The following is a 24,965-nucleotide window of genomic DNA, read 5'->3' on the forward strand; positions in this document are numbered from 1 at the left end:
AACGATGAATAGGGAGGTCAAGAAGATGCAAAAGTACACAAAGACAATTTTGTTCACACTCATTATTGGGCTGTCATTACCGTTTATTGCGTCAGCTCAAACAGCAAATCGCGTTTATTTCTACGAGGATATTGACTATAAGGGCGCCGTAGTGTCGTTTAACGGCATTAGGGACGTACCTGATCTGAGATCATATCCGACAGGTAGCGGTGGTAAGAACTGGAACGACCGGATATCATCCATCAAAGTCGGTACCGGCGTCAAGTTAATTGTTTACAAGGACATTAACTACAAGGGCGGTTCCTACACGGTGCCAGGTCCCGGCTGGATCTCGACACTTGTGTCGAATGGATGGAATGACAAGATCTCGTCATTTAGAGTCGTACCGGAATAAATAAATGCAAGATGTTTATTTAATGAGAGGGCACCCATTCGGTGCCCTCTCCCATTTATATATTGTTATTTGTAGATCTCGATCAGCGGTGCGCTATTATTTGATTCGATCTTTCCTCGATACATTCCTTCGGAGTTGAACGGAAGCGTGACAGTCCCTCGATTATCAACCGCGATCAGTCCGCCTTCGCCGTTTATTGCGGTGAGATGGTCGATCGCTTCCTGAGCGGCCTCAAACAAATTTAATCCTTTGTATTTCATTCTCGCGGCGACGTCATGAGCGGTAGCGGCGAGCATGAAGTATTCGCCGTGCCCGGTGCATGAGACGGCGCAAGTGTCGTCGGCGTATGTTCCTGCACCGATTATCGCTGTGTCGCCGACACGGCCGAACTTTTTGTTGGTCATACCTCCCGTCGATGTGGCGGCAGCCAATCGTGCTTGGGCGTCGCAAGCGACTGCTCCAACAGTTCCGATCGGTTTTGCAACTGAATGGTCGAGTTCAACCCGGCCGTCGGCCATGGCCTCCTGGAGTTGGAGCCAGCGGTGTTCGGTGAAGAAGTATTCGTCAGGTTCGATCTTTACGCCCATTTGCTCGGCGAATTGGTTTGCACCTTCGCCTGCGAGTAGAATGTGCTCGGTGTTTTCCATTATCAAGCGTGCGAGTTTTACAGGGTTCTTGATGTTTTTGACGAACGTTACCGCACCCGCTTTCAGGTTGTGGCCGTCCATTATGGCTGCGTCGAGTTCGACCTGGCCTTCGTGTGTGAAAACGGCACCGCGTCCGGCGTTAAAAAGAGGAAAATCCTCAAGCGAACAAACCGCGGCCTCAACCGCGTCGAGCGAACTGCCGCCATTTTCGAGAATGTTCCATCCGGCTTTTAACGCATTTTCGAGCCCGCCGCGATATTCCGATTCAAGAACAGGCGTCATCTGCGATCTCAGTATTGTTCCCGCCCCACCGTGAATTGCAAGTGCTAGCTTTACCATAAGAAGATGTTAACAGGGATGAAATGGACAACGGAGGTCCATAAAGCCATTTCTTATCCATTTTATCTATGTCATCACTTTAAATTTGTTTTTCTCAACCTGAGCGCATTTGTGATCACCGATACGGAACTGAAGGTCATTGCCGCACTGGCGATCATCGGGGATAGTAGAATCCCAAAGACCGGAAAAAGTACACCGGCCGCAATCGGGACGCCGATCATGTTGTATGCGAAGGCAAAAAAGAGATTCTGACGAATATTGCTCATTGTTGCCTTGCTCAGATTTCTTGCACGCAATATGCCGTCGAGGTCGGATTTTAACAGCGTAATATCGGCCGATTCGATCGCAACGTCGGTGCCGCTGGCAAAGGCGATGCCAACGTCTGCCTGAGCCAAAGCCGGAGCGTCATTAACGCCGTCCCCGGCCATTGCGACGATCTTACCCTCCGTTTGCAATTCTCTGATCTTTGCCGCTTTGTCTTCGGGCATTACTTCGGCAAAAAATTGATCTATGCCAACCTGTTTTGCGACTGCTTTGGCGGTAACGCGATTGTCGCCGGTCATCATTACGACCTCGATGTTTTGACGATGCAGTTCCTCGATCGCAGATCTTGCCGATGGTTTTATTGCGTCGGCAATACCGAAAAACGCTGCGGGCTGTCGATCGACAAAAATCGAAATGACGGTAAGTCCTGCCAAACGCATTGTCTCGACCGCATTTTGTGAACGGCCTTCGAGGTCGTTCGGACCTTGCGTTGAGCCGGGAATTCCTATCTCGATCAGTTTGCCTTCGACCAAACCGACCACGCCTTTGCCCGTGATACTTTGGAAGTTCTCTACCGATGCAACCGCCAATGTACGCGTTTTTGCTTCCGCGACGATCGCGGCAGCCAGCGGATGCTCGCTCAAAGTTTCAACGCTTGCTGCAAAGCGAAGTATCTCGTCTTCATCGAAGCCATCATATACCTGGACGCTCTGGAGCGTCGGCGTTCCTTCCGTTAGCGTTCCGGTCTTATCGACGACGATCACATTTACTTTTTCAAGCGTTTCGAGAGCCTCTGCCTTTTTGACCAAAACACCGTTCTTCGCTCCGTGGCCGGTGCCGACCATGATCGACATCGGCGTTGCGAGGCCGAGAGCACATGGGCAGGCGATTATGAGGACCGAAACTGCAGCCACGATCGCATAAGCGAGGCTTCCGAAAGCAAGCCAGACGCCGAATGCGAGGATCGCGACGACTATTACCGCCGGGACGAAATACGCTGATACGACATCGGCGAGGCGTTGGATCGGGGCTCGGGAGCGTTGGGCTTCGCCGACCATGCGGACGATCTGAGCGAGCAGCGTGTCTTTGCCGACCTTTTCGGCACGCATTAGAAATGTGCGGTTGCCGTTTATCGTGCCGCCGATGACCTTGGCACCTGTCGATTTCTCGACAGGCATTGATTCGCCGGTGACCATCGATTCGTCGATCGAGGTGTCGCCTTCGATGATCTCGCCGTCAGTCGGGACCTTTTCGTTTGCTTTTACTCGCAGAGTCTGTCCGGCGTGAACGTGACGCAGATCGATCGTCTCCTCCTTACCGTCGTCATGAACGACCGTCGCATTTTCAGGTGCGAGACGGAGAAGCTCTTTGATCGCAGACGACGTCTGCGAGCGAGCTTTCAACTCTAGAACCTGTCCGAGTAAAACGAGCGTCGTGATAACCGCTGCGGATTCAAAATATCCGGGCACGAGGCCCGTATGAGCGTCACGCATGGCCGGCGGAAACAGATCGGATAGGAAGAGTGCCCCCAAACTCAGTAAATAGGCCGCTCCCGTCCCGATGCCGATGAGGGTGAACATATTCGGGCTCACGTTTTTGACCGACTCCACTGCCCGTTGAAAGAATGGGAATCCGCCCCAGAGGACCACCGGTGTCGCAAGAACGAACTGTATCCACAGCGAAATTGTCGACGCCCGTCCGTGCGGCCAAGCCGGGAACAGAGCGTTAAAGTCGACGAACATTTCCGACATTGCCAGTACGAACACAGGGATCGTCAAGATCGCCGAAATGCGAAACCGCCGTTTCATGTCGATATATTCGGGGTCCGGTCCATCGTCGAGCGATATTTCCTTAGGCTCAAGAGCCATGCCGCATTTAGGGCAAGAACCGGGGCCGATCTGCACAATTTCAGGGTGCATCGGGCAGGTGTACTCAACGTCGAGCGGCTGTTCGACAGTCTGCTGCGGATCGAGATATTGCTGCGGGTCGGCGACAAATTTGTCCTTACAGCCCACGGCACAAAAATAATACGTTTCACCGTCGTGGTCGTGGGTTGCTGCAGCTGTCGAGGGCCGGACGAGCATTTTGCAGACCGGATCGATGTGCGTGTCTTCGGTGTCGATCCGCATTTCTTCGTCAGTTGGCCCTCGCCGGCTAATGCCAACAAATCCTGATCTTGGAAGTGCGGGGAGTTGAGACCGAAATTTTTCATGACAGCCGCTGCTGCAGAAATAAATAACCTCGCCGTTGTGTTCCAGTTTGCCCGCTGCGGTTTCGGGGTTCACGGTCATGCCGCAAATTGGATCGATATGTGCGTTGTGCATAATAAAATTGCCTCCGAAACCATTGTACAACCTATGAGCAAGTGTCAGGTCAAGCGCTGTTCTCGGTCTCAGCAACAGACTCGATGAGTTGACAGACAGAATGCCCGTCAGGCTCTGAATTTTTCATGCTGCTCCACATCTTAGCTGCTGATTCGAGTTGCGATTGTAGGCGCTTCAATTGACGTATCTTCTCTTTGTTCTCTTCGATCCTCTTTTCGACGACATCGCGGACCATCGGGCACGGCGAATCACCGTGCGACGCGTGGCCTAGTATTTCTTCGATCTCGGCCAGGGTAAATCCCAATTCTTTGGCGGCAGAGATGAATTTTAGACGGTCTTTGTCGGCGGGCTTGTAGATCTTGTAACCATTCCGAAGATCGCGGGATGGTTTTAACAGTCCGATTCGAGTGTAATAACGCACCGTGAAGACCGGTACGTCGGCCCGTTTTGCGAGTATTGACGCAGTCATCATAAGTAACGCTATTTTAGACTATCCAATGAAAATTTATTGGAAGAGAAGTAGCATTGAGCATTTGCATAAATAGGTAAATCTTTTTTGATTTACCGCCTTACACGAAAAGGCAAGTCCCGATGATTGGGATGCGCAAAGCCAGGAACCGTCCATCGAGGAACGTCCGGCTGCCGAAATGAGGTATTAATGAACAAGCGTCTCTTCCTAATATTGGGTCTGTTGGCAATTCTGGCTATAGGATCTCTAGCCCAAACTTTTCCATCGCAAAATCAGTCCGGTCCAAATCTGAGCATTCGAAACACTGCTCTTGAGTTAGACATGGCCGGAATACTTGAGGCCGACGACGATGACGACGAAATAGCCTCGGGAAAGTCGCGGCCGCGGGTTGTGAAGGTAAGGGAATCCAAGGTCAAGTCCTCTGTTCTCGTGAATGTCGGCTTAGTCGAACGGACGGCATTTGAGATATTGAATCAAAAACGCCTTGAACGCGGGCTGCAGCCGCTCGTCTGGAATACGGATCTCTTTAACGTTGCACGTGGGCATTCCCAGAATATGTCCGAATTTCAGTTCTTCGCTCATCGCGGCCTTGACGGAAAAATGGTCAGTGACCGTGCCGATGATAGCGGTCTCGGTAATTGGCGAGCGATCGGCGAGAACATCGCATTCAACCGCGGATATCAGGACCCGATCGCCAAAGCCGTCGAAGGCTGGCTCGATTCGCCTACACATATGCGCAATCTGCTCGACGACAAATGGAAGGAGTCGGCAATTGGCGTGGCGGTCGCAGCGGACGGTTCGTACTATTTTACGCAGGTGTTTTTGGTAAGAAAATAGCGGGAATTTCAAATTTCAGATCTGCATTTTGAGATCGATAGGATTTGGGATTTTGATTCCGGATACGCACCAGATAGCGGATCCGGAATTTCTATTTTATGCTTAAGGGATGCCAATTGGTTTCTCATTGCCGTCGTTCGCCAAGATAAATTGGAAATTGCGCGTTCTTGGCAAGCGTCACGATGGATTTCACGAACTCTTCACAGTGTTTCAAACGGTATCTCTGCATGATACGATCTCGTTCGTTGAGAGTGACGAATTGACATTGACCTGTGATGATGCGGCGGTCCCCGTTGATGAGCGGAATCTGATCTATAAGACCGCAATAGCACTTCTTGATTGGTACGGCACCGAAAAGGGCGCCGCGATACATCTTGAAAAAAAAATTCCATCTCCTGGCGGACTAGGTGGTGGTTCGTCGAATGCGGCGGTCGCATTGATCGGGCTGGGGAGATTATGGAAAATCGAGATGGATATGGGGGCTTTGCTCCAAATCGCGGCCTCCATCGGGTCAGATGTTCCGTTTTTTATACACGGCGGAACCGCGGTCGGCACGGGACGTGGTGAGCTAATTGAGCAAGCCCCCGATGCTAACGAACCGTTTATGTTGATCGTCACGCCAAATGCTTTCGTGTCAACGCGGGATGCATTTGCCGCAATGAATGCGGCGACCTTGACAAATGGTGCCCTGAATCGTATTCTTCCTGTTTGCCGTTCGGAAGCGGAATCATGTGATTTGCACCATTCGGTATTGAAGAACGACTTTGAAGTGAGTGTTTTTGACGCTTACCCCGAGATCAAGAGAGTTAAAGAAACTCTGCTTGAACTCGGTGCAGTAAACGCCGCGATGAGCGGCAGCGGGGCGTCGGTCTTCGCAATATTTGACAAACAAGAGACACGGCAAACTGCTATAAAAGCCCTCGATCATGAATCGACATGGCGAAAGTTTGCTGTAGCAACTATTTCGCGAGACCAGTATCGCGAAGCGCTTTCGATCAAAGCGTAAGGTTGTTTCCGCGTCGTATAAAAGAAATTCGCATTGGGGCGTAGCCAAGTGGTAAGGCACCGGTCTTTGGATCCGGCATTCGTAGGTTCGAGTCCTCCCGCCCCAGCCAATTCTGAATATCGAAACGGACAACCTGAATGCAGGTTGTCCGTTTTTGTTTTTATGAGCGTCACGGGAAAGATCAAAATATTTTCGGGCAACGCCCACCGGGATCTAGCGGAAGAAATTTGCAGAAATCTCGGAATTGAGCTTGGAAAGGCGTCGACTGAGCGATTCTCGGACGACGAATTCAATTTCCAAATCGGCGAAAATGTCCGCGGACACGATATTTTTATTGTCCAGCCGACTTGCCCGCCGAGCGATCGGCATCTGATGGAGCTGTTGATCATGATCGACACATTTGTCAGAGCATCGGCAGAGCGTGTAACGGCAGTAATCCCGTATTTTGGCTATGCTCGTTCGGATAAGAAAGATCGCCCGCGTGTGCCGATCGCAGCAAAGTTGGTTGCGAATTTGCTCACGACCGCCGGAGCACAGCGAATTTTGACGATCGATCTGCACGCTTCGCAGATTCAAGGATTTTTTGATATTCCCGTCGATCACCTATATGCTGCTCCGATCGTAGTCGATTATTTTAAGACCAATCCGATAGAAAATCTGATCGTGGTCGCTCCTGATACGGGTGGAGCCGAGCGTGCAAGAGCTTATGCAAAGCGTCTCGATGCCGGCCTAGCACTTTGCGACAAACGCCGGGAGCGTGCGAACGAGGCTGACGTGATGAATATCGTCGGTGATGTCCGCGGCAAAAATTGTTTGATAATTGATGATATGTGCGACACCGGAGGCACGATCTGTAAGGTCGCCGAAGCACTGCACAAGGCCGGTGCAAACGAGATCTCGGCGTGCTTTACGCATGGCGTATTGTCCGGCAAAGCAGTCGAGAATATCAGCGGTTCGTATTTGAAAAAGGTGATCGTGACCAACACGATCCCGATTCGCGACAACGGAATGCCGCTTGTCGAAGGCGGAAAGATCGAAGTTTTGAGCGTCGCCGGGCTTTTGGCCTCGGCGATCAAGTCAATTCACGATGAGACTAGTGTCTCTTCACTGTTTATTTAAGGTTGAGAGTAAAGTTATGGCAGATAAATTTGTAATAAAGGCTGAAAAGCGTGAAACGCGTGGTAAGAATGTCTCGCGTCGGCTTCGCGTCGATGGCAAGATTCCGGTCGTCGTATACGGCGGAGGCTCTGAGAGCGTCGCTGCTGCGGCATCGTTGGCCGAACTTGCGGCGATCCTTCGAACCGATACCGGCGTAAACACGGTGTTTTCGCTCGATATCGAAGGCGAAGGCATTAACGACGTTATTTTTCAGGATCGTCAGATCCACGCTGTACATGGCCGCATGATACACGCCGATCTTCGCCGTTTTGCAAAGGGCGAAAAGATCGAAATGACTGTGCCTATCCATTTGACCGGCAATGCCGCTGGTTTGCAGGACGAGGGTGCGGTTCTCACGCAAATGATGCGTGAGATCAAAGTGCTCTGCGAGCCAGCAAACACTCCTGATTCGATCGACGTCGACATCACGGATCTGGGCGCGGGTGAATCGATCCACGTTTCCGATCTGAAAATCGGAGCTGGTATCGAGATCCACGACGCACCGGAAACTGTCATCGCCACGATCGTAACGGTCAGCGAAGACGTCCTTGAGCCTCAGACCGAGGAAGGTGCAGCACCTGAGGTCGTTGGTGAAGCTCCGGCTGAACCTGAGGGCGAATAGTTTTATCGTTTTGAGTTCCAACATTAGTTGGCTCGCGTTAAAAAAATGCCGGCTGAAGCTGGAACTCATAATTGGTTGATCGTGGGACTCGGAAATCCGGGTCCTGAGTATGCAAAAACGAGGCACAACCTCGGTTTCATGCTCGTCGATCTGCTCGCGACCCAATTGCAGGCGCAGATACAGCGCGGCGAAGCCCGAGCTTTGATCGGAAGGTCGGAATTGGGTGGACGAACGGTCGAACTCGCCAAGCCGCAGACATATATGAATCTGAGCGGCGAAGCAGTTGGCGGATTGCTCGCGAAGCCTGAGAGGTCGATAGATAGACTGGTCGTGATCTCTGACGATCTGGCATTGCCGTTTGGAAGCATCAGGATACGTCCCAAGGGGAGTCACGGCGGGCAGAATGGACTGAGATCGATCATCGATCGTTTGAAAACACAAGAGTTTACGCGTTTGCGGATCGGTATCCAGCCGGAACATCCAATTCGTGATGCGGCGAAATTCGTTTTGGAAAATTTCTCAAAGAAAGAGACCGAATCGCTTGAAAATATATTAGAAACGGGTGCCGATGCTGTTCGCACGATCATAACTGACGGTGTAGATGCTGCAATGGGCAAGTTTAATTAAAATATCTGATCTCAAATTGCAGATTTGAGATAGATCCTTACTTCATCTCTCGAAGATGAGGTTGGTAAGCCGAAAGGAGATAAGGAAATAAATGGCAAAGAGAACTTACGAAGTAATGTACATCGTCAATCCGGAAACGGAAGGCGAAAAGATCGAGAAGCTAAACGAAGCTGTTGGTAAATTGATCGAGAAAGAAGGCGGCGAGATCGTTCGTATGGATGATATCGGCATTCGCAATCTTGCGTATCCTATCCAAAAGAAAGAAACCGGACACTATGTCCTTTTCGAGATCAATGGTTCGGGCCAAGAAATTCTCGAACTCGAACGACGTATGCGCGTTAATGACATGATCATTCGGTATATGACTGTCCGCGTTGACGAGGATCGCAAAAAGGCAGAAGCGATAAAGGCGAAGCGCGAAGCCCGCAATTCGAAGAAGACGGCTAAATTCCGCAATACGGAAGAAGCAGCGGAGGCACCGGCCGAGGCATAAACGCCCTTGGCGAAAGGAGAAAGTTATGGCAGAAAGAGAAAGAGAAATGGAAATCATGAATGACAGAGACGGCCTCGGTGTCGGCGAAGACGTCATTGGCGATCGCCCGCGTCGATATCAGCGTCGCCGTCCCAAGCAGATGGTGCCTGATTATCTAGACTGGAAAGATGTCGATTATTTAAGGCAGTTTGTTCCTGAACGCGGAAAGATCATGCCGAGACGCATTTCGGGCATTTCTGCAAAAGATCAGCGCCGCCTCGCGACGGCGATCAAACGTGCAAGAGCGATGGCAATGCTGCCGTTTGTCGCGGACTAAGACGAGGAGAACATTTATCATGGCAAATACAACAATTTTATTACGCGAAGATATCGAGCATGTCGGCGGACGCGGCGAGATCGTGAAGGTCAAGGCCGGCTACGCTCGAAACTATCTGTTGCCGCAAAAGTTTGCGACGCTCGCAACCAAAGGTAACGTCAAACAGATCGAACAGGAACGTGCGGCTCTCTTAAAGCGGGCCGCGATCGAAAAAGCGACTGCTGAAGCTCAACTCGAGCAGATGTCGACCATCGCGCTTACGTTCGAACGAAAGTCCGGTGAACACGGAACGCTTTTTGGTTCTGTCACGTCAATGGACATCGCCGAGGCTCTAAACGCCAAAGGCTACGAGATAGACCGGCGTAAGATCGTCCTCAAGGAAGCGATCAAGGAAACAGGCGAATATACCGTCAGCGTCAAACTTCATCGCGAAGTCACGCTCGCAGTGCCTGTCCGTGTAACAGGCGAAGGCGGCGAAATGCCGGTGAAGGAAGAAGCTGTTAAGGTCGAAGAGCCGAAAATCGAAACTCCGGTCGAAGCGGCACCAGTGGTTGAAGAAATAGTCGCCGAGGAAGTCGCAACTGACGAACCGGCAATCGAAAATTCCGAAGACGAAGCTGCGGCATAGTTATTTAGGGAATAGTTAATAAGCCCGAAACTTCGTCAACGCGAGGTTTCGGGCTTTTTATTTCGGTCGAATATAAATTCGGCATTCGTTAAGTCGCGTTCACGTCGCTATAATCTTTAGAATGCCACGATAATGAGTGTCGTTCAACGAAAACTTTCCAATTCGTTCAAAGCATTTTTCGATTCCGAAAGATCGAGCGGGATCGTGCTTATTATCTGCACGCTGATATCGCTAGCGCTGGCAAATTCGGCGTTGGGTGAGAGCTACCTTGGCATGTGGCAAATGTATCTGGGCGGCCTCAGCATCGAGCATTGGATAAACGATGCTTTGATGGCAGTCTTTTTTCTGCTTATCGGCCTCGAACTGGAACGCGAACTCTACAACGGTGAACTTTCGAGCCTAAAAAACGCACTATTGCCCATTTTTGCTGCAATCGGTGGAATTTGTGTTCCGGCGTTGATCCACTTCTTTTTTAATCGCGGTCTGGAAACACAAGCCGGAATGGGCATTCCGATGGCAACGGATATTGCATTTGCTTTGGGTGTACTGGCATTGATCGGCAGCCGGATTCCCGCTTCGCTCAAGGTTTTTCTGACGGCACTTGCCGTGATGGATGATCTAGGTGCGATCATTGTTATCGCAGTATTTTACACGGCAAAATTGTCGGCGATCTACCTCGGGTTATCGTTGCTGACATGGGCTTTCCTTATTGTCCTCAATCGCTACTTCAAAGTTCTTTCGCTCGTCCCTTATTTGATAGGCGGTGTTCTGATGTGGTACCTAATGCTCAAATCGGGCGTACATGCGACGATCGCCGGTGTGCTGCTTGGGTTTGCGATACCGTTTTCTACGAAAGAGGATGACGAAGAATCTCCATCTCATCGTCTCGAACATTTTCTACACACGCCTGTTGCGTTCGTGATCTTACCGATATTCGCCCTCGCTAATACGGGTATCATCATCGGCTCAGAATCACTGAAGACGCTCGCAAATCCAAACGAGATCGGCATAATGGCGGGACTTGTCCTCGGCAAGCCGCTCGGGATAACGCTGCTTTGCTTTATCGTTGTCACGCTCGGCGTCTGCCGGCTACCGCTCGATCTGAACTGGAAACACGTTTTCGGCGCCGGACTGCTCGGCGGTATCGGATTTACGATGTCGATCTTCATAACGAATCTCGCCTTCGCCGGAAATGCGATTGAAATAACTGGCTCCAAAATGGCGATCCTGCTTGCATCACTGACCGCCGGGACGATCGGGTTCATCTGGCTCAAACTGTTTGGAAAGCCCGAAGATACTGACGAAGATATGGATGCGATGGACTTTCACGAGACGGAAATGAACTGACGAAAAATCGTTTCAGATTCTTTGTCAGGGTCTCTCGATGGGAGTAATATTAGAGACTGCAATTCCTAATTTGCGGTCTTTTTTCTGGCGTGAACGGCAATCTCCCAGGCCCGTTTGCCTTCATATTCGATTCTTTTGGAGCATTTTCAACCGATGGCGAGCGTATATCCCGAATCCCGGCGAGAACAGTATTTGGAAAAGCCACTTCCCAGCAACGAGGAAAGTGAGCGCGTCATTCTGGGTGCGATCCTGCTCGACAATTCAGTTATTGCCCAAGCCGTCGAGCATCTCAAGCCCGAGGATTTTTACTCGCCGCTTAATCGCCGGGTGTTTGCGGCGATGATCGCTCTTTTTGAAAAACAAAGGCAGATCGATCCTATTCTGATCGGCGAAGAACTCAAAAAAGAAGGCTCGCTCGAATCGATCGGCGGAACATCAACGATCACGAATCTCACGTTTGGTCTGCCGCATTTTTCGAATGTCGAAGAGTATATCAAGGTCGTCCGCGACAAATCGGTCGTCCGCAATCTTATCCGCACCTGCAACGCCATTACGGGCGAAGCGCTAGCGGAAGAGGACGATGCTGAGAACATACTCGACCATGCCGAGCAACAGATCTTCGCCATTGCCGAGGCTCGAACATCGCAGAGTTTCTCACGTATCGGACCTGTTGCCGACCGTGTGATCGTCCGTGTTCGAGAGCACGCTGAAAAGGGCGGTTCTGCAGGGATCACTGGGCTTTCGACTGGTTACTACGAGCTAGACGAGATCACGTCGGGGCTTCAGCGTACGGATCTCATCATCGTCGCGGCTCGTCCTTCGATGGGCAAAACGGCCCTTTGTCTGAATCTGGCACAGAACGCCGCTCTAAATTCCAACGCGATCGTTGCCGTATTCTCGCTCGAAATGTCTAAGGAGCAACTCGTAACTCGTATGCTCTCGTCAGAGGCTCGCGTCAATGCTCACCGTTTCCGCACGGGCCATCTGATGACAAAAGAATGGGAAAAGCTGGCAGAGGCGATCGGCGTACTCTCGGACGCCAGGCTATTTATCGATGACACGCCCGGCATCTCGGTGCTCGAAATGCGTGCCAAATGCCGCCGTCTCGCTGCGGAACAAAAAGGCCTCGACCTTGTCGTTGTCGATTATCTGCAGCTAATGTCCGGCGGAAAACGCACTGAATCGCGACAGCAGGAAGTGTCGCAGATCTCGCGTGAGCTAAAAGCTCTTGCAAAGGAGCTAAATGTGCCTGTCGTAGCACTATCGCAGCTTTCTCGAGCTCCGGAGGCACGAAATCCGCCCAAACCGCTGATGAGCGACCTTCGCGAATCCGGAAGTATCGAGCAGGACGCCGATGTCGTGGCGTTCATTTTCCGCGAGGATTATTACAACGAGACGGACGAAAACAAGGGCCTCGCCGAGCTGATAATCTCCAAGCAGCGTAACGGGCCGACCGGGACCGTGCGTTTAGCGTTCCTAAAGGAATTCACCAGGTTTGAGAATTACATCGGCGGGTAGTCAGACCCAACTGCGGTGGCGGGTGGTTTAAGCCAACCAACTTGAATGTTTCGCCCGTACTATCGTGCGGGCTTGTGTAACCGACGTACTATGACAAACGATCTACGCTATCCGATCGGCGAATTTGATCGGGATTACGAAGTTTCGACGGCCGCCAGGGCTGCTCGTATTCAGATTATCAAAGACCTACAATCTGCAGTGGCGGCTGCGGTCGCGGGGCTTAATGAAGACCAGCTAGACACTGAATATCGTCCTGACGGTTGGACGGTTCGGCAGACGGTTCATCACATTGCGGACAGCCACTCAAATTCGTTGACACGATTCAAACTTGCTCTTACCGAGGACGAACCTCCGACGATCAGGCCATATTACGAAGATCGCTGGGCCGAGCTTGCCGATAGCAAATTACCGATTGATATATCGCTTAGAATGATCGATTCGCTGCACATTCGCTGGGTGGCATTGCTCGATTCTATGACGGATGCTGACTACCAAAAGACATTTATCCATCCGGAAACCGGCGAGTGGCCGCTCGAAGGTGCGTTGGCTCTCTATGCTTGGCATTCGCTGCATCACACGGCTCATATCACGCATCTGCGTGAACGCGAGGGTTGGTAACGGATATTTTAGCCGCAGATCAGAGCAGCATGCGCGGATCAGGAAATTTCCGATTATTTTCCTAATACCTGCGTCATTTGCGTTGATAGCCATCAAGTATTTCTTGTCCTCTCGAAAGTCAGAACATGATCGAAAGAACCCAAAGACTTGTTTCCCTCGATGTATTTCGCGGTATGACCATCGCGGGGATGGTGCTTGTCAATAATCCGGGCGGATCGCCGGTCTATTGGCCGCTCGAACACGCCGAATGGCACGGCCTGACGCCGACCGATTGGATATTTCCTTTCTTTATTTTCATCGTTGGTGTTTCGATCGCAATTAGCCTGGGCAAACGCGTCGGCGAGAAACCGGATGTCTCCGCATATTGGCGGATTGGTAAGCGGGCCATTTCGATCTACCTGCTCGGGGCCGCGATCTCGATCGTTCCTTTTTTTCAATTCCAGGCCACAGATGCTCCCGATCCGCTAAAGATGCTGATCTGGCTGGCGTTTACGGCGTCGTTGTTCTTTCTGCTGCTTCGAAATTTCAAGATAGCGGCCGTATTGTGTGTGGCGGCATTGCTCGGAATTGCGGGAATGAACCTCGCGGGTTATAACGTGGTGCCCTACAACTACGGAACACTGCGTATTTTTGGTGTCCTGCAGCGTATAGCGGTCGTTTATTTGATCACGTCCATCATATTTCTGCATACGACGTGGAAACAGCAGGTAGGCATTGGCGCCGTGATGTTGCTCGGTTATTGGTTAATAATGACCACGATCCCTGTTCCGGGCTGCGAAGTGACGAGCATCGGCGACAAGGCGTGCAATCTCGCCGCGTATCTAGATCGCCTGATCCTGACTGAAAACCACATCTGGCGGGGCGGAAAGGTCTTTGATCCCGAAGGGATTCTCTCAACGATCCCTGCGATCGTGACGTGCATATCGGGAGTACTGACCGGAAAGTGGCTTATTCGAAATACTGAATTCAGAATACAGAATGATGAATCGCAGCCTCCGAATTCATCATTCATCATGCAGCATTCTGCACTGAATAAGGCCAGCGGAATGTTTTTCTTTGGCCTTGCTCTGCTAGCTCTCGGCCTTATCTGGAACAGCTATTTCCCAATGAACAAGGCACTGTGGACGAGTTCATACGTCCTCGCGACATCTGGATTAGCATTACTCGTGCTCGGGTTCTGTTATTGGCTGATAGATATTCAAGGTTACAAAAAATGGGCTCAGCCCTTTGTTATCTTCGGTGTCAATGCTCTGCCGCTTTTCGTGTTCACCGGCTTCTTCGCCCGAATGATCGCTGCCTATCGCGTCACCGGCCCCGAAGGCACGCCGATTTCGCTCGGCCGGTGGACAATGAATAACATCTATCTCCCAATTTTCAATCCGATCGATGCGTCTCTCGCCTATGCCATCAGCTTTATTTTGCTTTGGCTTTTCCTGATGTGGCTTTTATATCGAAAGCAGATCTACATAAGAGTTTAGGAGGAATTGGCGGCAAAAAGGCGCAAAAAACGCAAAAGAAGACCATTTCTACTTTTGCGTTATTTGCGCCTTTTTGCGGCTATTGCATTCTTACCCTGCGGCTGCAACGACCTTTTCGGCGGCGTCCTGCATGCCTTCGGCGGTTTGGATGCCGATGCCTGATTCTCGTAGGACGCGGCGGCCTTCTTCAACGTTGGTGCCTTCGAGGCGGGCGACGATAGGTATCGTCATCCCCAGGTTCTTGTAGGCTGCGACGACGCCGTTGGCGACCATATCGCAGCGGACAATTCCGCCGAAAATGTTGATCAGCACGGCTTTTACATTCTTATCGGCGAGCAGGATCTTGAATGCCTGTTCGACTCGTTCCTGACTGGCACCGCCGCCTACGTCGAGGAAGTTGGCAGGCTCACCGCCTGCTAGCTTGATAATATCCATTGTCGCCATTGCCAGGCCGGCTCCGTTGACCATGCAGCCGATATTACCGTCGAGCTTGATGTAATTCAGGTCGTATTTTGAAGCTTCGATCTCGAGCGGTTCTTCCTCGTCGAGGTCCCGGAGCTCGATGAAATCCTTATGCCGAAACATAGCGTTATCATCAAAGGTCACCTTGGCATCGAGAGCGATCAGGCGGTTGTCTTTGGTCAAAAGGAAAGGATTGATCTCGACCAAAGACGCGTCGATCTTCTCGTACGCATCGTAGAGCGAGAGCATGAATTTCGTAGCCTGGCCGATCAATTCCGCCGGAATGCCGAGGCCGAAAGCGAGCTTGCGTGCCTGAAATCCACGAAGCCCGACGGCCGGATCGATCGTTTCCTTGAGGATCAATTCGGGAGTTTCTTCGGCGACCTTTTCGATGTCCATTCCGCCGGCGGACGACGCCATAAAGACGTTTCGGCCTGTTACGCGGTCGAGCGTGATACCTAAATAGAACTCGCGGTCGATCGGCAATCCTTCTTCGATGAGGAGCGTCTTGACGATACGGCCCTCAGGTCCCGTCTGATGCGTTATGAGGGTCATGCCGAGGATCTGAGATGCCATTTCGCGGGCCTCAGCGGGCGATCTGGCGATCTTTACGCCGCCGCCCTTGCCTCGCCCTCCGGCGTGGATCTGAGCCTTAACAACAACAACGTCGGTGCCGAGTTCACGTGCGGCCGCTTCGGCTTCGTCCGGCGTGCGGGCGACAATGCCGCGGGGAACAGGAACGCCGTATTCTTTGAGGATGGCTTTGCCTTGATATTCGTGGATTTTCATAGGTGTTTGAAATAAAGAGTTTAGCGTCCATACACGCAAAAATCAAAGACGGCTCCGCAGCCGTCTTTGATCCCAATTTTGAACGCGTCTATTTCTTATAAACGACGCCGTCAATGGTCATTTCGCCATTTTAGGGTGCCTTGTCGATCTTCATCGGCGAGCCCATGCCCAACATGGCGATCCTGAGCGTCTTTTCTTTTTCGCTCACTAGGGCCTTGCCTCCGGTGACGGACGTCCCGCCGATCTTATAATCGGCACTGCCGTCGGAGCGAATGGTGATCGACGAGCCGTCTTTCGATGTCCAGGCTCCGACGAATTCGGGCCCGGCCTGTTTCTCGTCCGCAGCGGCACTGCTGCCGCCGCACGCGAGTCCGACAAGTAAGAGAGCACAAAGTGCAAATGTGACAGTAATAACGTTTCGTTTCATATTTTCTCCTTAGTTGTTAAGTTCTCAGCCTTTACGCCAGGGTTTTAGCAGCGTCGCCCAACTTTCGGCGGTACGCGTGAATTCTGATTCGCAGCGTTCGGCTCGAGCCTTGGGCAGATATCCGTCGGTCACGATGTTCGAATACTTCGACGGATTTGATCCGTAGATCATACATAGCGAGTTGTAAAACCGCTGTTCCTGCAGCAGATGTTCGTCGGCGAGGTCGCTCTTGTCAGCAGTTCGTCGTTTCGACTCGATCTTGAACGAATCGGCCGCTGCGAGAACGGCCCTGACGCCGTCGTCGCCAAGCTCGGTCAGATTGATGAACGCCGAACAGCGATCCGCAGCATCCTCTTCGTTGCCGGTGATCGGCAGTTTGTACGTGTCGGTCAGAGCATGGCCTATCTCGTGCAGGAAGACAAACCTGACGGCGTCAAACATCTTATCGTATGCCTTATCATCGGCCATTCCGGTACCGCGGAATGTGTCGTAAAAATGCTCCATCAGCTCGTAACAGACGGTCACCGATGTATCGTTCGAATCATAAAACGCGTTCGCCTGGCCGCACTCTTCGGTCCGAAGCTCGAGGTCATACGGCAGGATCAGGTTCTTGTTGAGTTGGTCTGCGGCCTTTTCGAGTAAGCGTTCGGACTTGACCTGTTTATCGATCTCGACGTATTTCGAAGATTTGACCGCGATGTGATCGACCGTGAAATCGCCTTTGTCCTCCTTATCTCCGGCCGAAGTGTCGGGCGAGGACGAAGGTTTCTTGTCGCTGTTCGGTGTCGGCGTTGAGCCTGACGCCTTGTTTGCCGTCGTCCCCGGATCATTGGGCTGGTCGCGGTTCGAACGGCAGAAGCATGCCGTAACAAAAAATATTACGACTGCCACGATGATCAGATTTGTTAGGTTTCGGTGCATTATCCGTTGGTGATGTTTTGGATAAGAGGATTAGACAAGATTGTCGGTCGCGTGTCAATTATTATCCACTAATAATCGATTTTTGGGGGAAGACGAAACGTGTATTTTTTACCTCACCAACAATAGTGTGGTACGTACCACAATTAAATCAACAAAATTGGAGAAAATGCCGTAATGATGAGTTCTGCGACAGTTTTTAGGGGGCATGGCGACAATGTTTTAGGGGGCTTGCGACAGTAAAAAACGGGGTCAGCGACAATAAAAAAGACCCCGAGCGACAATCGCAGAACGGGTTCTAAAAACTGTCGCTGGCTGCCCGATCTGCTGTTGCTATCCAGGCACAACGAAAATCCCATCGCCCCCCAACATTCCCATCAAAATAAGGATCTCCACCATCCCATCGCAAGCCCACGTCGCACCCAGCCGCCAATCGCAGCGAATTTTCTAAAAGTTTTCGATAGCGGTGGTAGAATTTGGAAAGATCGACTTCGACTAAACAGGACTATGTAAAGAGAATCGCACGAAAGCGGGCCAAACCGCTGCTGATGTTCGACCCCGGTTGATTTTGTTAATACATACAGAATTTGCCGCTAAATCAATGATCCGTGATATATTTTTCGCTATGGCGGTTTGTGCTGACTGGCAAGCAATTCGGTCTTTTACATCGCAGTGTATCAGCACGCTTGTGGAGAACAGGGAGTAAAGAAAAATGAAAAGAGTAAATTTAGCAATAATCGCAACCATCATCGCCACATTTGTAGTTTCAATGTTCGCGTTTCAACCAACCACGACCGAAGAAAGCAATGGCGTTGTGCCAACTGCAACCCCTACCCCAAGGATCAAACGGGCTGCACGAAAAACACAATGGAACGATTGGAATGGACTTGATCCGATTATTCGGAGAAAAACGAAAAGGGCCACACCATATAATGTCGGTAAGGATGATGGGAGCAGGATCCGGCGAAAACAACCGCGAAAGAAAAGGCACAGCAATCAAACAACTGCGAGATGAATTCTTGAGCGGTAAAAAATCCGTTTAAAAAACACTGAGTCTGGTTAAGCGGATACCAGTGAAAGCGTAAAAATTAAGATCAGACCTGCGATATCGCGATTCTTGATAATTGAAAAGGCTGCCTTCTCTAGGCAGCCTTTCCCTTTTGTTCACGGTTAAAAATTTCCGCTTAATCGATTGTAATTTCCATCTACTGCGACTTTTCGACGAGGCTGATCAGGGTGCGGATGGCGACGCCGGTCGGGCCTTTGGATGTGTGGGGTTTGCCGCTGTCGAGCCATGCGGTTCCGGCGATATCGAGGTGGGCCCATTTGGCTTTGTCGATGAACTCCTGAATAAAGACGGCGCCCATTATGGTGCCGGCTTTGCCCCGAGGGCCGATGTTTTTGATATCGGCGATGTCCGATTTGATCTGTTTGCTGTATTCGGCACTGACCGGAAGCTGCCAAAAGCCTTCGCCGTTCTCTTTGCCGCAGGCGATGATCTCGTCCATGAGGCCCTGATCGTTACCCATCAGGCCGGTATTTTGATCGCCGAGAGCGATGATCACGGCTCCGGTGAGCGTTGCCATGTCGATGATGCTGGTCGCACCCTGTTTCTCGGCATAAGCGACGGCGTCGGCGAGCACGAGGCGGCCTTCGGCGTCGGTATTGAGTATCTCGACGGTCTTGCCGTTCATTGCTGTGACAACATCGCTCGGACGCGAAGCCCCGCCGTCAGGCATGTTCTCGACCGCGGCGATAACGCCGAGGACCGGAACGCTCGGTTTGAGCAGAGCGATCGCACGCATTGCGCCGATGACGGTCGCTCCGCCGGACATGTCGTACTTCATCGCGTCCATATTCTCGCCCGGTTTGAGCGAGATGCCGCCGGTGTCGAACGTGATGCCCTTGCCGACGAGAGCGAGCATTTCGCCTTTCTTGGCGGTGCTCTTAACAGGTGTGTAGCGAAGCACGATCATCTTCGCCGGTTGGGACGATCCGAGCGTCACGCTCATCAGCGAGCCCATGCCCATTTTGGTCATCTTGGCTTCGTCGAGGATCTCGCATTTGAGTCCGACCTCTTTTGCCATTGCCTGAGCTCGTTTTGCCATTTCGGCCGGCGGCAGAACGTTGGCAGGCTCGTTGGCGAGGTCGCGGGTCAGATTCATCGATTCGCCGAGCGCCTGGCCGCGGGCAATGCCGTTCTTCAGATCGGCAGGCTTTGCGTCGTCAACACAGACGACAAGGCTGTCGACCGTTTTGCTCTGCTTGTCTTTGGTCTTGTATTTATCGAGGTCGAACTGGCTGGTGATAAATCCGCACACAGCCTGCTGAGCCACATCGGCAGCCGAGGCTTCGCTGCGGGCCAGGAGCGCAAAACTCTTGATGTTGCGTGATCGCAGATATCGCGTCGCCGTTCCCGCGACGACACCGACTGAGGACGTTTTGTAATCTGCCTTGTCACCGACGCCGATCAGCAAAACGCGGCTCGCCTTGACCTTGCCGCTAGGAGCAAACCGAAGCAAAGCGGTCTGTCCGGAATCGCCCTTGAACTCCTCCGACTTCATGACCGACGAGACGAGGCCGCCGGTCAGTTTGTCCAGATCGTGAAGAATGCCGCTGGCTGCTTTTTCGCCCTTAAAAACTGTGACGGCCAATGCATCTGCACTAGCCTCGGTAAAATTGCCCGAGATTCCCGTAAATTTCATCGATACCTCAATGTAAATGGTCTGAAAACTATTAAAGCTCTTTAATATCTATAACTTATCTAAGCCTTTCTTTCAACTGTTGGGCAGTGTCTTTCGCGACCGCTTTCTTCATTTCGGTCTCGCGTTTGTCGTATAGTTTCTTGCCCTTCGCGACGCCGATCTCAAATTTTATCCGGCCGTTTTTCCAATAAATGCTGGTGATGACGAGCGTCATGCCCTTTTGCGTGGTCTCTTTTTCAAGCTTTTCGATCTCTTTACGATGGAGCAGCAGCTTTCGCGGACGCAGGACGTCGTGGTTATTGATATTGCCGTGCGAATAATGCGAGATGTGCGACCCGAACAGCCAAACCTCGCCGTCCTTGATCTGGACGTACGATTCCTTGAGCTGAATTCGGCCGGCCTGAATGCTCTTGACCTCAGTGCCGAGCAAAGCGGCACCGGCCTCGAATTTTTCAATAATGAAATATTCGTGATAGGCCTGGCGGTTATTGAGTATCTCGGTCTGCATCTTCATAGGTCAGTAGCCTGTTGTCGGTAGTCAGTAGGCAGAAGCCTACGTTTCGCCCGAAACTTTAATTGTCTAACGTCAATACAGTTACCGCAAGTACGTTGTTTGACAATCGGCCTGTCCGCCCCGTAAATTATAACTACGCTGGGAGATCGTCTAATGGTAGGACTGCAGTCTCTGGATCTGCCTATCGGGGTTCGAATCCCTGTCTCCCAGCCAAAAATTCTATGGACGGCTGGCACGAAACTGAGGTTCGCGTTCGCTATGCCGAAACCGACCAGATGGGCATTGTGCATCACGCCAATTACCTTATCTGGTTCGAGGCCGGCCGAAGCGACCTGTGCCGGGCCCGAGGCTTTTCCTACAAAGAGATGGAAGAACAGGACGACGCTCTGATGGTCGTCGCCGAAACCTACGTTCGCCACAAATCACCCGCTTATTACGAAGACGTATTAACGATCCGCACCAAGGTCGGCGAGATCCGCAGCCGCAGCCTACGCTTTTTTTACGAGGTTCACCGTTCGTCAGACGATGTGCTGATAGCCGAAGGCGAAACGAATCACGTCGTGACCGATCATGACAAGAACGTAAAACGCCTGCCCGAATACTACCGCGACCGGCTTCTTCAAAAGGCCGAAAACGCTTTTCCTGCAGGTCACGCACCCAGCTAGTTCGAAGTTCAGCGTTCAAATTCCGAGGTACAGACTCCAAGGTTTGCGGGGAGTTGGATTTCGAACTTGAAACCTTGAACTTTGAACTTTAAAACTCGACCTATGCCCGGAACCGGACGATCTGAAGTAATATTTGTCGCCGCGATGATGATCTTGATATTGATCCTCTCGATCGCGGCGGTTTACATTTTTTTCAGAACATACAAAAAGGAAATGCGCGATAAAGAGCTGAGAAAGCAGGCTAAAGATCGCGATGCGGAAACTGCACAAGTAGAATCCGACGTGTAGAGAGCAATGCCGCATCCCAACATTCTAGACCCAAAGCACACGGCACTCGTCGTCATCGACATTCAGGAGGGCTTTCGCAATGCGATACCTGATTTTGCATTGATCGCGTCGCGGGCGGCGACGGTTGTTCGCGGGTTTCAGGTTCTTGGTTTGCCGGTCTTAGTGACCGAACAGTATCCGAAAGGACTCGGGCATACGGCTGAAGAGATCAAACTCGTAATGGCTGATTCCGGCGAAGTATTTGAAAAATCGGCATTCAGCTCGTGCGGATCAGATGCGTTCGCTGCAAAGCTAGGTGAATTAGGCATCAAACAGGCCGTGATATGCGGGCTCGAAACGCATGTTTGCGTAAACCAGACCGTCCATGACCTGCTCGATCAAGGGATTCAGGTCCATGTTTTGACCGACTGTGTTTGCACACGGTTCGAGTACAACAGGGAAGCCGGACTCACGAAAATGCTGGCGAGCGGTGCGATCTCGTCCTCGATCGAGATGGCATTGTTCGAACTAATGCGAGACTCGAAGCACGAACAATTCAAGGAAATTCAGTCTCTGATCAAATGATCAGAATGCCGATTACAGCCACTCTTTAATGGATATTTTAGCTTCCCTAAATCCTCAGCAGGTCGAGGCCGTTAAGACGACCGACGGGCCGCTCTTGATACTGGCAGGTGCCGGTTCGGGCAAGACGCGTGTGATCACGGTGCGGATCGCGTATCTTATTGCGGAAAAACAGGTTGCACCGCACAATATTTTGGCGGTCACCTTCACGAATAAGGCCGCGGGCGAGATGCGTTCGCGTGTTGCGGAGCTGATAAAGGATCAAAAACTCAACTCAAATCCGCTCATTTCGACGTTTCACAGCCTATGCGTGCGCATCCTGCGGCAGGATATCGACAAGCTTGATGAGGGCTATACAAAGTCGTTCACGATCTATGACACCGACGACTCGAACAAGGTCGTAAAGGCATGCATCAAGGACCTCGGACTCGACGAAAAGCAGATCAATCCGCGCGCGTCGTTCGGGCCGCGATCAGTGCCGGAAAGAACCGCGGCGAAGACTCGGAAATGTTCGCGTCCAAGATCGAATACGGTGATGAAAAACGGGCGGCGATGGCGAAGGTCTTTAAGATGTACGATCAGCGGCTGAATACCGCTAACGCACTTGATTTTGATGATCTCCTGATCAAAACCGTGAAATTGCTGCGGATATCACCCGAAACACGCCAGAAATATAACGAGCGGTACAAGTACATTCTGGTCGATGAATATCAGGACACAAACGCACTGCAATTTGCGTTGATCAGCTTTTTGACCGAAAAGCAACAGAATATCTGTGTGGTCGGAGACGATGCTCAGAGTATTTACGGTTTTAGGCAGGCTGATATTCGTAATATTCTCGGGTTCGAAGAGCATTTTCCGGACGCAAAGGTCATCTTGCTCGAGCAGAATTATAGATCGACGCAGACGATCCTCGACGTCGCCCACGCGATCATCGACAAGAACATCAATCAAAAAAAGAAAAAGCTATGGACCGCAAATCCCGGCGGCGAACGCATCTTTTACTATCAGGCATTCGACGGCGACAGCGAGGCAAGGTTTGTCGCGTCAAAGATCGAAGAGCATCAACGCCGGCGGGGCGATTCGCGGATCGCAGTCCTGTATCGCACTAATGCGCAATCACGTCTGTTCGAAGAATCGCTTCGTCGGATGCGGATCGAATACAACATCGTCGGTGGATTTTCGTTCTACGAGCGTGCCGAGGTCAAGGATGTGATCGCATATGTCACGCCCGCGATGAATCCATTCGATGATATAGCCTTGCTCCGCGTCATAAATACGCCGACTCGAGGGCTCGGCAAGACCAGTCTTGATGAACTGCAGCGGCAGGCAAAGGCCGCCGGGTCGTCGCTTTGGATGACCATCGCCTCGATAACCGATCCTGATCTACCTTTGCAGGTGAACCTGACGCCGAGGGCCAAAGAGGCGATGCGTTCGTTTCGCAAGGTGATCGAAAACCTGATCAAAAAGGTTGCGGAATCGAACGGTGCGGACAAGCCGGTATCGGACATCGTGGTTGCCGCGATCGAGGATACAGGTTATGCAAGTTCGCTGCGGATCGAGAATTCGGACGAGGCCGAAGCAAGGCTCGAGAATCTCGAAGAACTCGTCAACGCTGCGGTCGATTACGACAAGCAGGAGATCGACGGGTTGCGTGATTTTATCGACCACGCGGCGCTGACATCGGACACCGATAAATTCGACGGAAATGCTCCGGTGACGCTGATGACGGTTCATTCGTCGAAAGGGCCTGGAGTTTCCGGTCGTATTTCTCGTTGGTTTGGAGGACGGAATATTTCCGCATTCGCGTTCGATCAACGATCCGAAGGAACTGGAAGAGGAGCGTCGGCTGGCATATGTGGCGATCACGCGGGCGGAGAATATCTTGTACGTGACCCATTCGATGCGGCGGCGCGTTTACGGCGAGGAGATCGCGGCTGAGCCGTCACAATTCTTGAACGAAATGCCGCTCGAACTGATCGAAGATCTATCGCCGGGTTCGTCCTGGCTCTCATATGCCCGAAGTACGACGACAATGGCGGCGAAGGCCACTCAGAGTGCCCTGCGAGGCGAAAGCCCACCGGAAAAGCCAAAGAACGTCTATACGGGCAAGACGTACAACAATGCCGAAGCGATCGCGGAATTTTTTAAAAAGAAAGACATCACGCCCGTAGGAAGACGGGGAGAAGGGGAGAAGGGGAGAAGGGGAGAAGGGGAGCGAGGGGCCGAGCCGCCCGATTCTCAGAATTCCGGCAACGTGCCTCTGTACCGGAAGACGATATCGGAGATTTCAAATTTGAGGTCCCAGACGCCAGAAGTTCCGGAACGTAGGCCTGAACCACCTGCTGCGTCGAGTATCATATCTGAGAATAAAAGCGGGCTGATCCCTGGGTCGCATGTGATGCATGCTAAATATGGACGCGGGCTCGTGCTCAGACGCGAGGGTTCGGGGGATAATACAAAGCTGACCGTTAGCTTTCCCGGTTTCGGCCAAAAGAAGCTGATCGAAAAATATGCTAATCTGCAAAAAGTGTGAACGTTGAACGTCGAT

Annotated in this window: 27 protein-coding genes and 2 tRNA genes; 21 read left to right on the forward strand and 8 right to left on the reverse strand. The window is 51.7% G+C overall.

The annotated features are described in order from the left end of the window. Positions 1-25 precede the first annotated feature (25 nt). The gene (locus IPK01_10975) at positions 26-394 is read left to right on the forward strand and encodes a peptidase inhibitor family I36 protein (protein MBK7934000.1); all 369 of its coding nucleotides are present in this window, start codon (positions 26-28) and stop codon (positions 392-394) included. A 65-nt stretch (positions 395-459) separates the two neighbouring features. Here the strand turns inward: IPK01_10975 and IPK01_10980 are convergent, their stop codons facing one another. The 3 genes from IPK01_10980 to IPK01_10990 form a co-directional block, all read right to left on the reverse strand. Beyond that, the gene (locus IPK01_10980; GenBank protein MBK7934001.1) at positions 460-1,380 is read right to left on the reverse strand and encodes an isoaspartyl peptidase/L-asparaginase; all 921 of its coding nucleotides are present in this window, start codon (positions 1,378-1,380) and stop codon (positions 460-462) included. Between the two features lie 74 nt (positions 1,381-1,454). Further along, positions 1,455-3,968 carry a heavy metal translocating P-type ATPase gene (locus tag IPK01_10985; GenBank protein ID MBK7934002.1) on the reverse strand — a complete coding sequence of 838 codons (2,514 nt, stop codon included), beginning with the start codon at positions 3,966-3,968 and terminating at the stop codon, positions 1,455-1,457. A gap of 49 nt (positions 3,969-4,017) precedes the next feature. Next, positions 4,018-4,437 (reverse strand): MerR family DNA-binding protein, encoded by a 420-nt coding sequence (locus IPK01_10990; protein ID MBK7934003.1) that lies wholly within the window; start codon positions 4,435-4,437, stop codon positions 4,018-4,020. A 189-nt stretch (positions 4,438-4,626) separates the two neighbouring features. On the opposite strand from IPK01_10990, the gene IPK01_10995 reads away from it, so the two are divergent. From IPK01_10995 to IPK01_11055, 13 genes are all read left to right on the forward strand, one after another. Then, positions 4,627-5,274: a CAP domain-containing protein gene (locus IPK01_10995; protein ID MBK7934004.1), complete on the forward strand. Its 648-nt coding sequence runs from the start codon at positions 4,627-4,629 to the stop codon at positions 5,272-5,274. A 109-nt stretch (positions 5,275-5,383) separates the two neighbouring features. Next, positions 5,384-6,280 (forward strand): 4-(cytidine 5'-diphospho)-2-C-methyl-D-erythritol kinase, encoded by an 897-nt coding sequence (ispE, locus tag IPK01_11000; GenBank protein MBK7934005.1) that lies wholly within the window; start codon positions 5,384-5,386, stop codon positions 6,278-6,280. 34 nt (positions 6,281-6,314) lie between these two features. Next, positions 6,315-6,389 (forward strand) — tRNA-Gln (locus tag IPK01_11005). Between the two features lie 53 nt (positions 6,390-6,442). Next, positions 6,443-7,399: a ribose-phosphate pyrophosphokinase gene (locus tag IPK01_11010; protein MBK7934006.1), complete on the forward strand. Its 957-nt coding sequence runs from the start codon at positions 6,443-6,445 to the stop codon at positions 7,397-7,399. Positions 7,400-7,415: 16 nt separating this feature from the next. Beyond that, positions 7,416-8,060, forward strand: a complete 645-nt coding sequence (locus IPK01_11015; GenBank protein ID MBK7934007.1) for a 50S ribosomal protein L25 — start codon at positions 7,416-7,418, stop codon at positions 8,058-8,060. A gap of 45 nt (positions 8,061-8,105) precedes the next feature. Continuing rightward, positions 8,106-8,687 carry an aminoacyl-tRNA hydrolase gene (locus IPK01_11020; GenBank protein ID MBK7934008.1) on the forward strand — a complete coding sequence of 194 codons (582 nt, stop codon included), beginning with the start codon at positions 8,106-8,108 and terminating at the stop codon, positions 8,685-8,687. Positions 8,688-8,778: 91 nt separating this feature from the next. After that, complete coding sequence (rpsF, locus tag IPK01_11025) at positions 8,779-9,180, forward strand: 30S ribosomal protein S6 (protein MBK7934009.1); 402 nt, start codon at positions 8,779-8,781, stop codon at positions 9,178-9,180. Between the two features lie 139 nt (positions 9,181-9,319). Next, complete coding sequence (locus tag IPK01_11030) at positions 9,320-9,496, forward strand: 30S ribosomal protein S18 (GenBank protein ID MBK7934010.1); 177 nt, start codon at positions 9,320-9,322, stop codon at positions 9,494-9,496. Between the two features lie 19 nt (positions 9,497-9,515). Next, the gene (locus IPK01_11035; protein MBK7934011.1) at positions 9,516-10,124 is read left to right on the forward strand and encodes a 50S ribosomal protein L9; all 609 of its coding nucleotides are present in this window, start codon (positions 9,516-9,518) and stop codon (positions 10,122-10,124) included. Between the two features lie 132 nt (positions 10,125-10,256). Beyond that, complete coding sequence (nhaA, locus tag IPK01_11040) at positions 10,257-11,471, forward strand: Na+/H+ antiporter NhaA (GenBank protein ID MBK7934012.1); 1,215 nt, start codon at positions 10,257-10,259, stop codon at positions 11,469-11,471. Positions 11,472-11,624: 153 nt separating this feature from the next. Continuing rightward, positions 11,625-12,989, forward strand: a complete 1,365-nt coding sequence (gene dnaB / locus IPK01_11045) for a replicative DNA helicase (GenBank protein MBK7934013.1) — start codon at positions 11,625-11,627, stop codon at positions 12,987-12,989. A gap of 90 nt (positions 12,990-13,079) precedes the next feature. Then, on the forward strand, positions 13,080-13,607 hold the full coding sequence (gene bstA, locus IPK01_11050) for a bacillithiol transferase BstA (GenBank protein MBK7934014.1): 528 nt from the start codon (positions 13,080-13,082) through the stop codon (positions 13,605-13,607). Between the two features lie 125 nt (positions 13,608-13,732). Next, positions 13,733-15,085, forward strand: a complete 1,353-nt coding sequence (locus IPK01_11055; GenBank protein ID MBK7934015.1) for a DUF1624 domain-containing protein — start codon at positions 13,733-13,735, stop codon at positions 15,083-15,085. A 90-nt stretch (positions 15,086-15,175) separates the two neighbouring features. Here the strand turns inward: IPK01_11055 and sucC are convergent, their stop codons facing one another. The 5 genes from sucC to smpB form a co-directional block, all read right to left on the reverse strand. Next, a complete protein-coding gene (gene sucC, locus IPK01_11060) occupies positions 15,176-16,336 on the reverse strand; it encodes an ADP-forming succinate--CoA ligase subunit beta (protein ID MBK7934016.1) in 1,161 nt (386 codons plus the stop codon). A gap of 130 nt (positions 16,337-16,466) precedes the next feature. Then, entirely contained in the window at positions 16,467-16,763 is a 297-nt protein-coding gene (locus tag IPK01_11065; protein ID MBK7934017.1) for a hypothetical protein, read from the reverse strand. 24 nt (positions 16,764-16,787) lie between these two features. Beyond that, a complete protein-coding gene (locus IPK01_11070) occupies positions 16,788-17,684 on the reverse strand; it encodes a hypothetical protein (protein MBK7934018.1) in 897 nt (298 codons plus the stop codon). 1,202 nt (positions 17,685-18,886) lie between these two features. Next, complete coding sequence (locus IPK01_11075; protein MBK7934019.1) at positions 18,887-20,386, reverse strand: leucyl aminopeptidase; 1,500 nt, start codon at positions 20,384-20,386, stop codon at positions 18,887-18,889. A gap of 55 nt (positions 20,387-20,441) precedes the next feature. Continuing rightward, the gene (gene smpB, locus IPK01_11080) at positions 20,442-20,900 is read right to left on the reverse strand and encodes an SsrA-binding protein SmpB (GenBank protein ID MBK7934020.1); all 459 of its coding nucleotides are present in this window, start codon (positions 20,898-20,900) and stop codon (positions 20,442-20,444) included. A 139-nt stretch (positions 20,901-21,039) separates the two neighbouring features. On the opposite strand from smpB, the gene IPK01_11085 reads away from it, so the two are divergent. The 7 genes from IPK01_11085 to IPK01_11115 all read left to right on the forward strand — a co-directional run bounded on the left by IPK01_11085 (position 21,040) and on the right by IPK01_11115 (position 24,950). Beyond that, positions 21,040-21,113: transfer RNA gene (locus tag IPK01_11085), tRNA-Gln, on the forward strand. Positions 21,114-21,121: 8 nt separating this feature from the next. Next, positions 21,122-21,565, forward strand: a complete 444-nt coding sequence (locus tag IPK01_11090; GenBank protein MBK7934021.1) for an acyl-CoA thioesterase — start codon at positions 21,122-21,124, stop codon at positions 21,563-21,565. A 102-nt stretch (positions 21,566-21,667) separates the two neighbouring features. After that, the gene (locus tag IPK01_11095; protein ID MBK7934022.1) at positions 21,668-21,853 is read left to right on the forward strand and encodes a hypothetical protein; all 186 of its coding nucleotides are present in this window, start codon (positions 21,668-21,670) and stop codon (positions 21,851-21,853) included. 6 nt (positions 21,854-21,859) lie between these two features. Further along, positions 21,860-22,417, forward strand: coding sequence for a hydrolase (locus IPK01_11100; GenBank protein ID MBK7934023.1), 558 nt, complete (start codon positions 21,860-21,862; stop codon positions 22,415-22,417). Positions 22,418-22,445: 28 nt separating this feature from the next. Next, entirely contained in the window at positions 22,446-23,003 is a 558-nt protein-coding gene (locus IPK01_11105; protein MBK7934024.1) for a UvrD-helicase domain-containing protein, read from the forward strand. After that, complete coding sequence (locus IPK01_11110; GenBank protein ID MBK7934025.1) at positions 22,922-24,355, forward strand: UvrD-helicase domain-containing protein; 1,434 nt, start codon at positions 22,922-22,924, stop codon at positions 24,353-24,355. The genes IPK01_11105 and IPK01_11110 overlap by 82 nt, the downstream gene beginning before the upstream one ends. Next, positions 24,318-24,950 carry a hypothetical protein gene (locus IPK01_11115; protein ID MBK7934026.1) on the forward strand — a complete coding sequence of 211 codons (633 nt, stop codon included), beginning with the start codon at positions 24,318-24,320 and terminating at the stop codon, positions 24,948-24,950. The genes IPK01_11110 and IPK01_11115 overlap by 38 nt, the downstream gene beginning before the upstream one ends. Positions 24,951-24,965: the final 15 nt, after the last annotated feature.

This window comes from Acidobacteriota bacterium (assembly GCA_016713675.1).
Lineage (GTDB): Bacteria > Acidobacteriota > Blastocatellia > Pyrinomonadales > Pyrinomonadaceae > OLB17.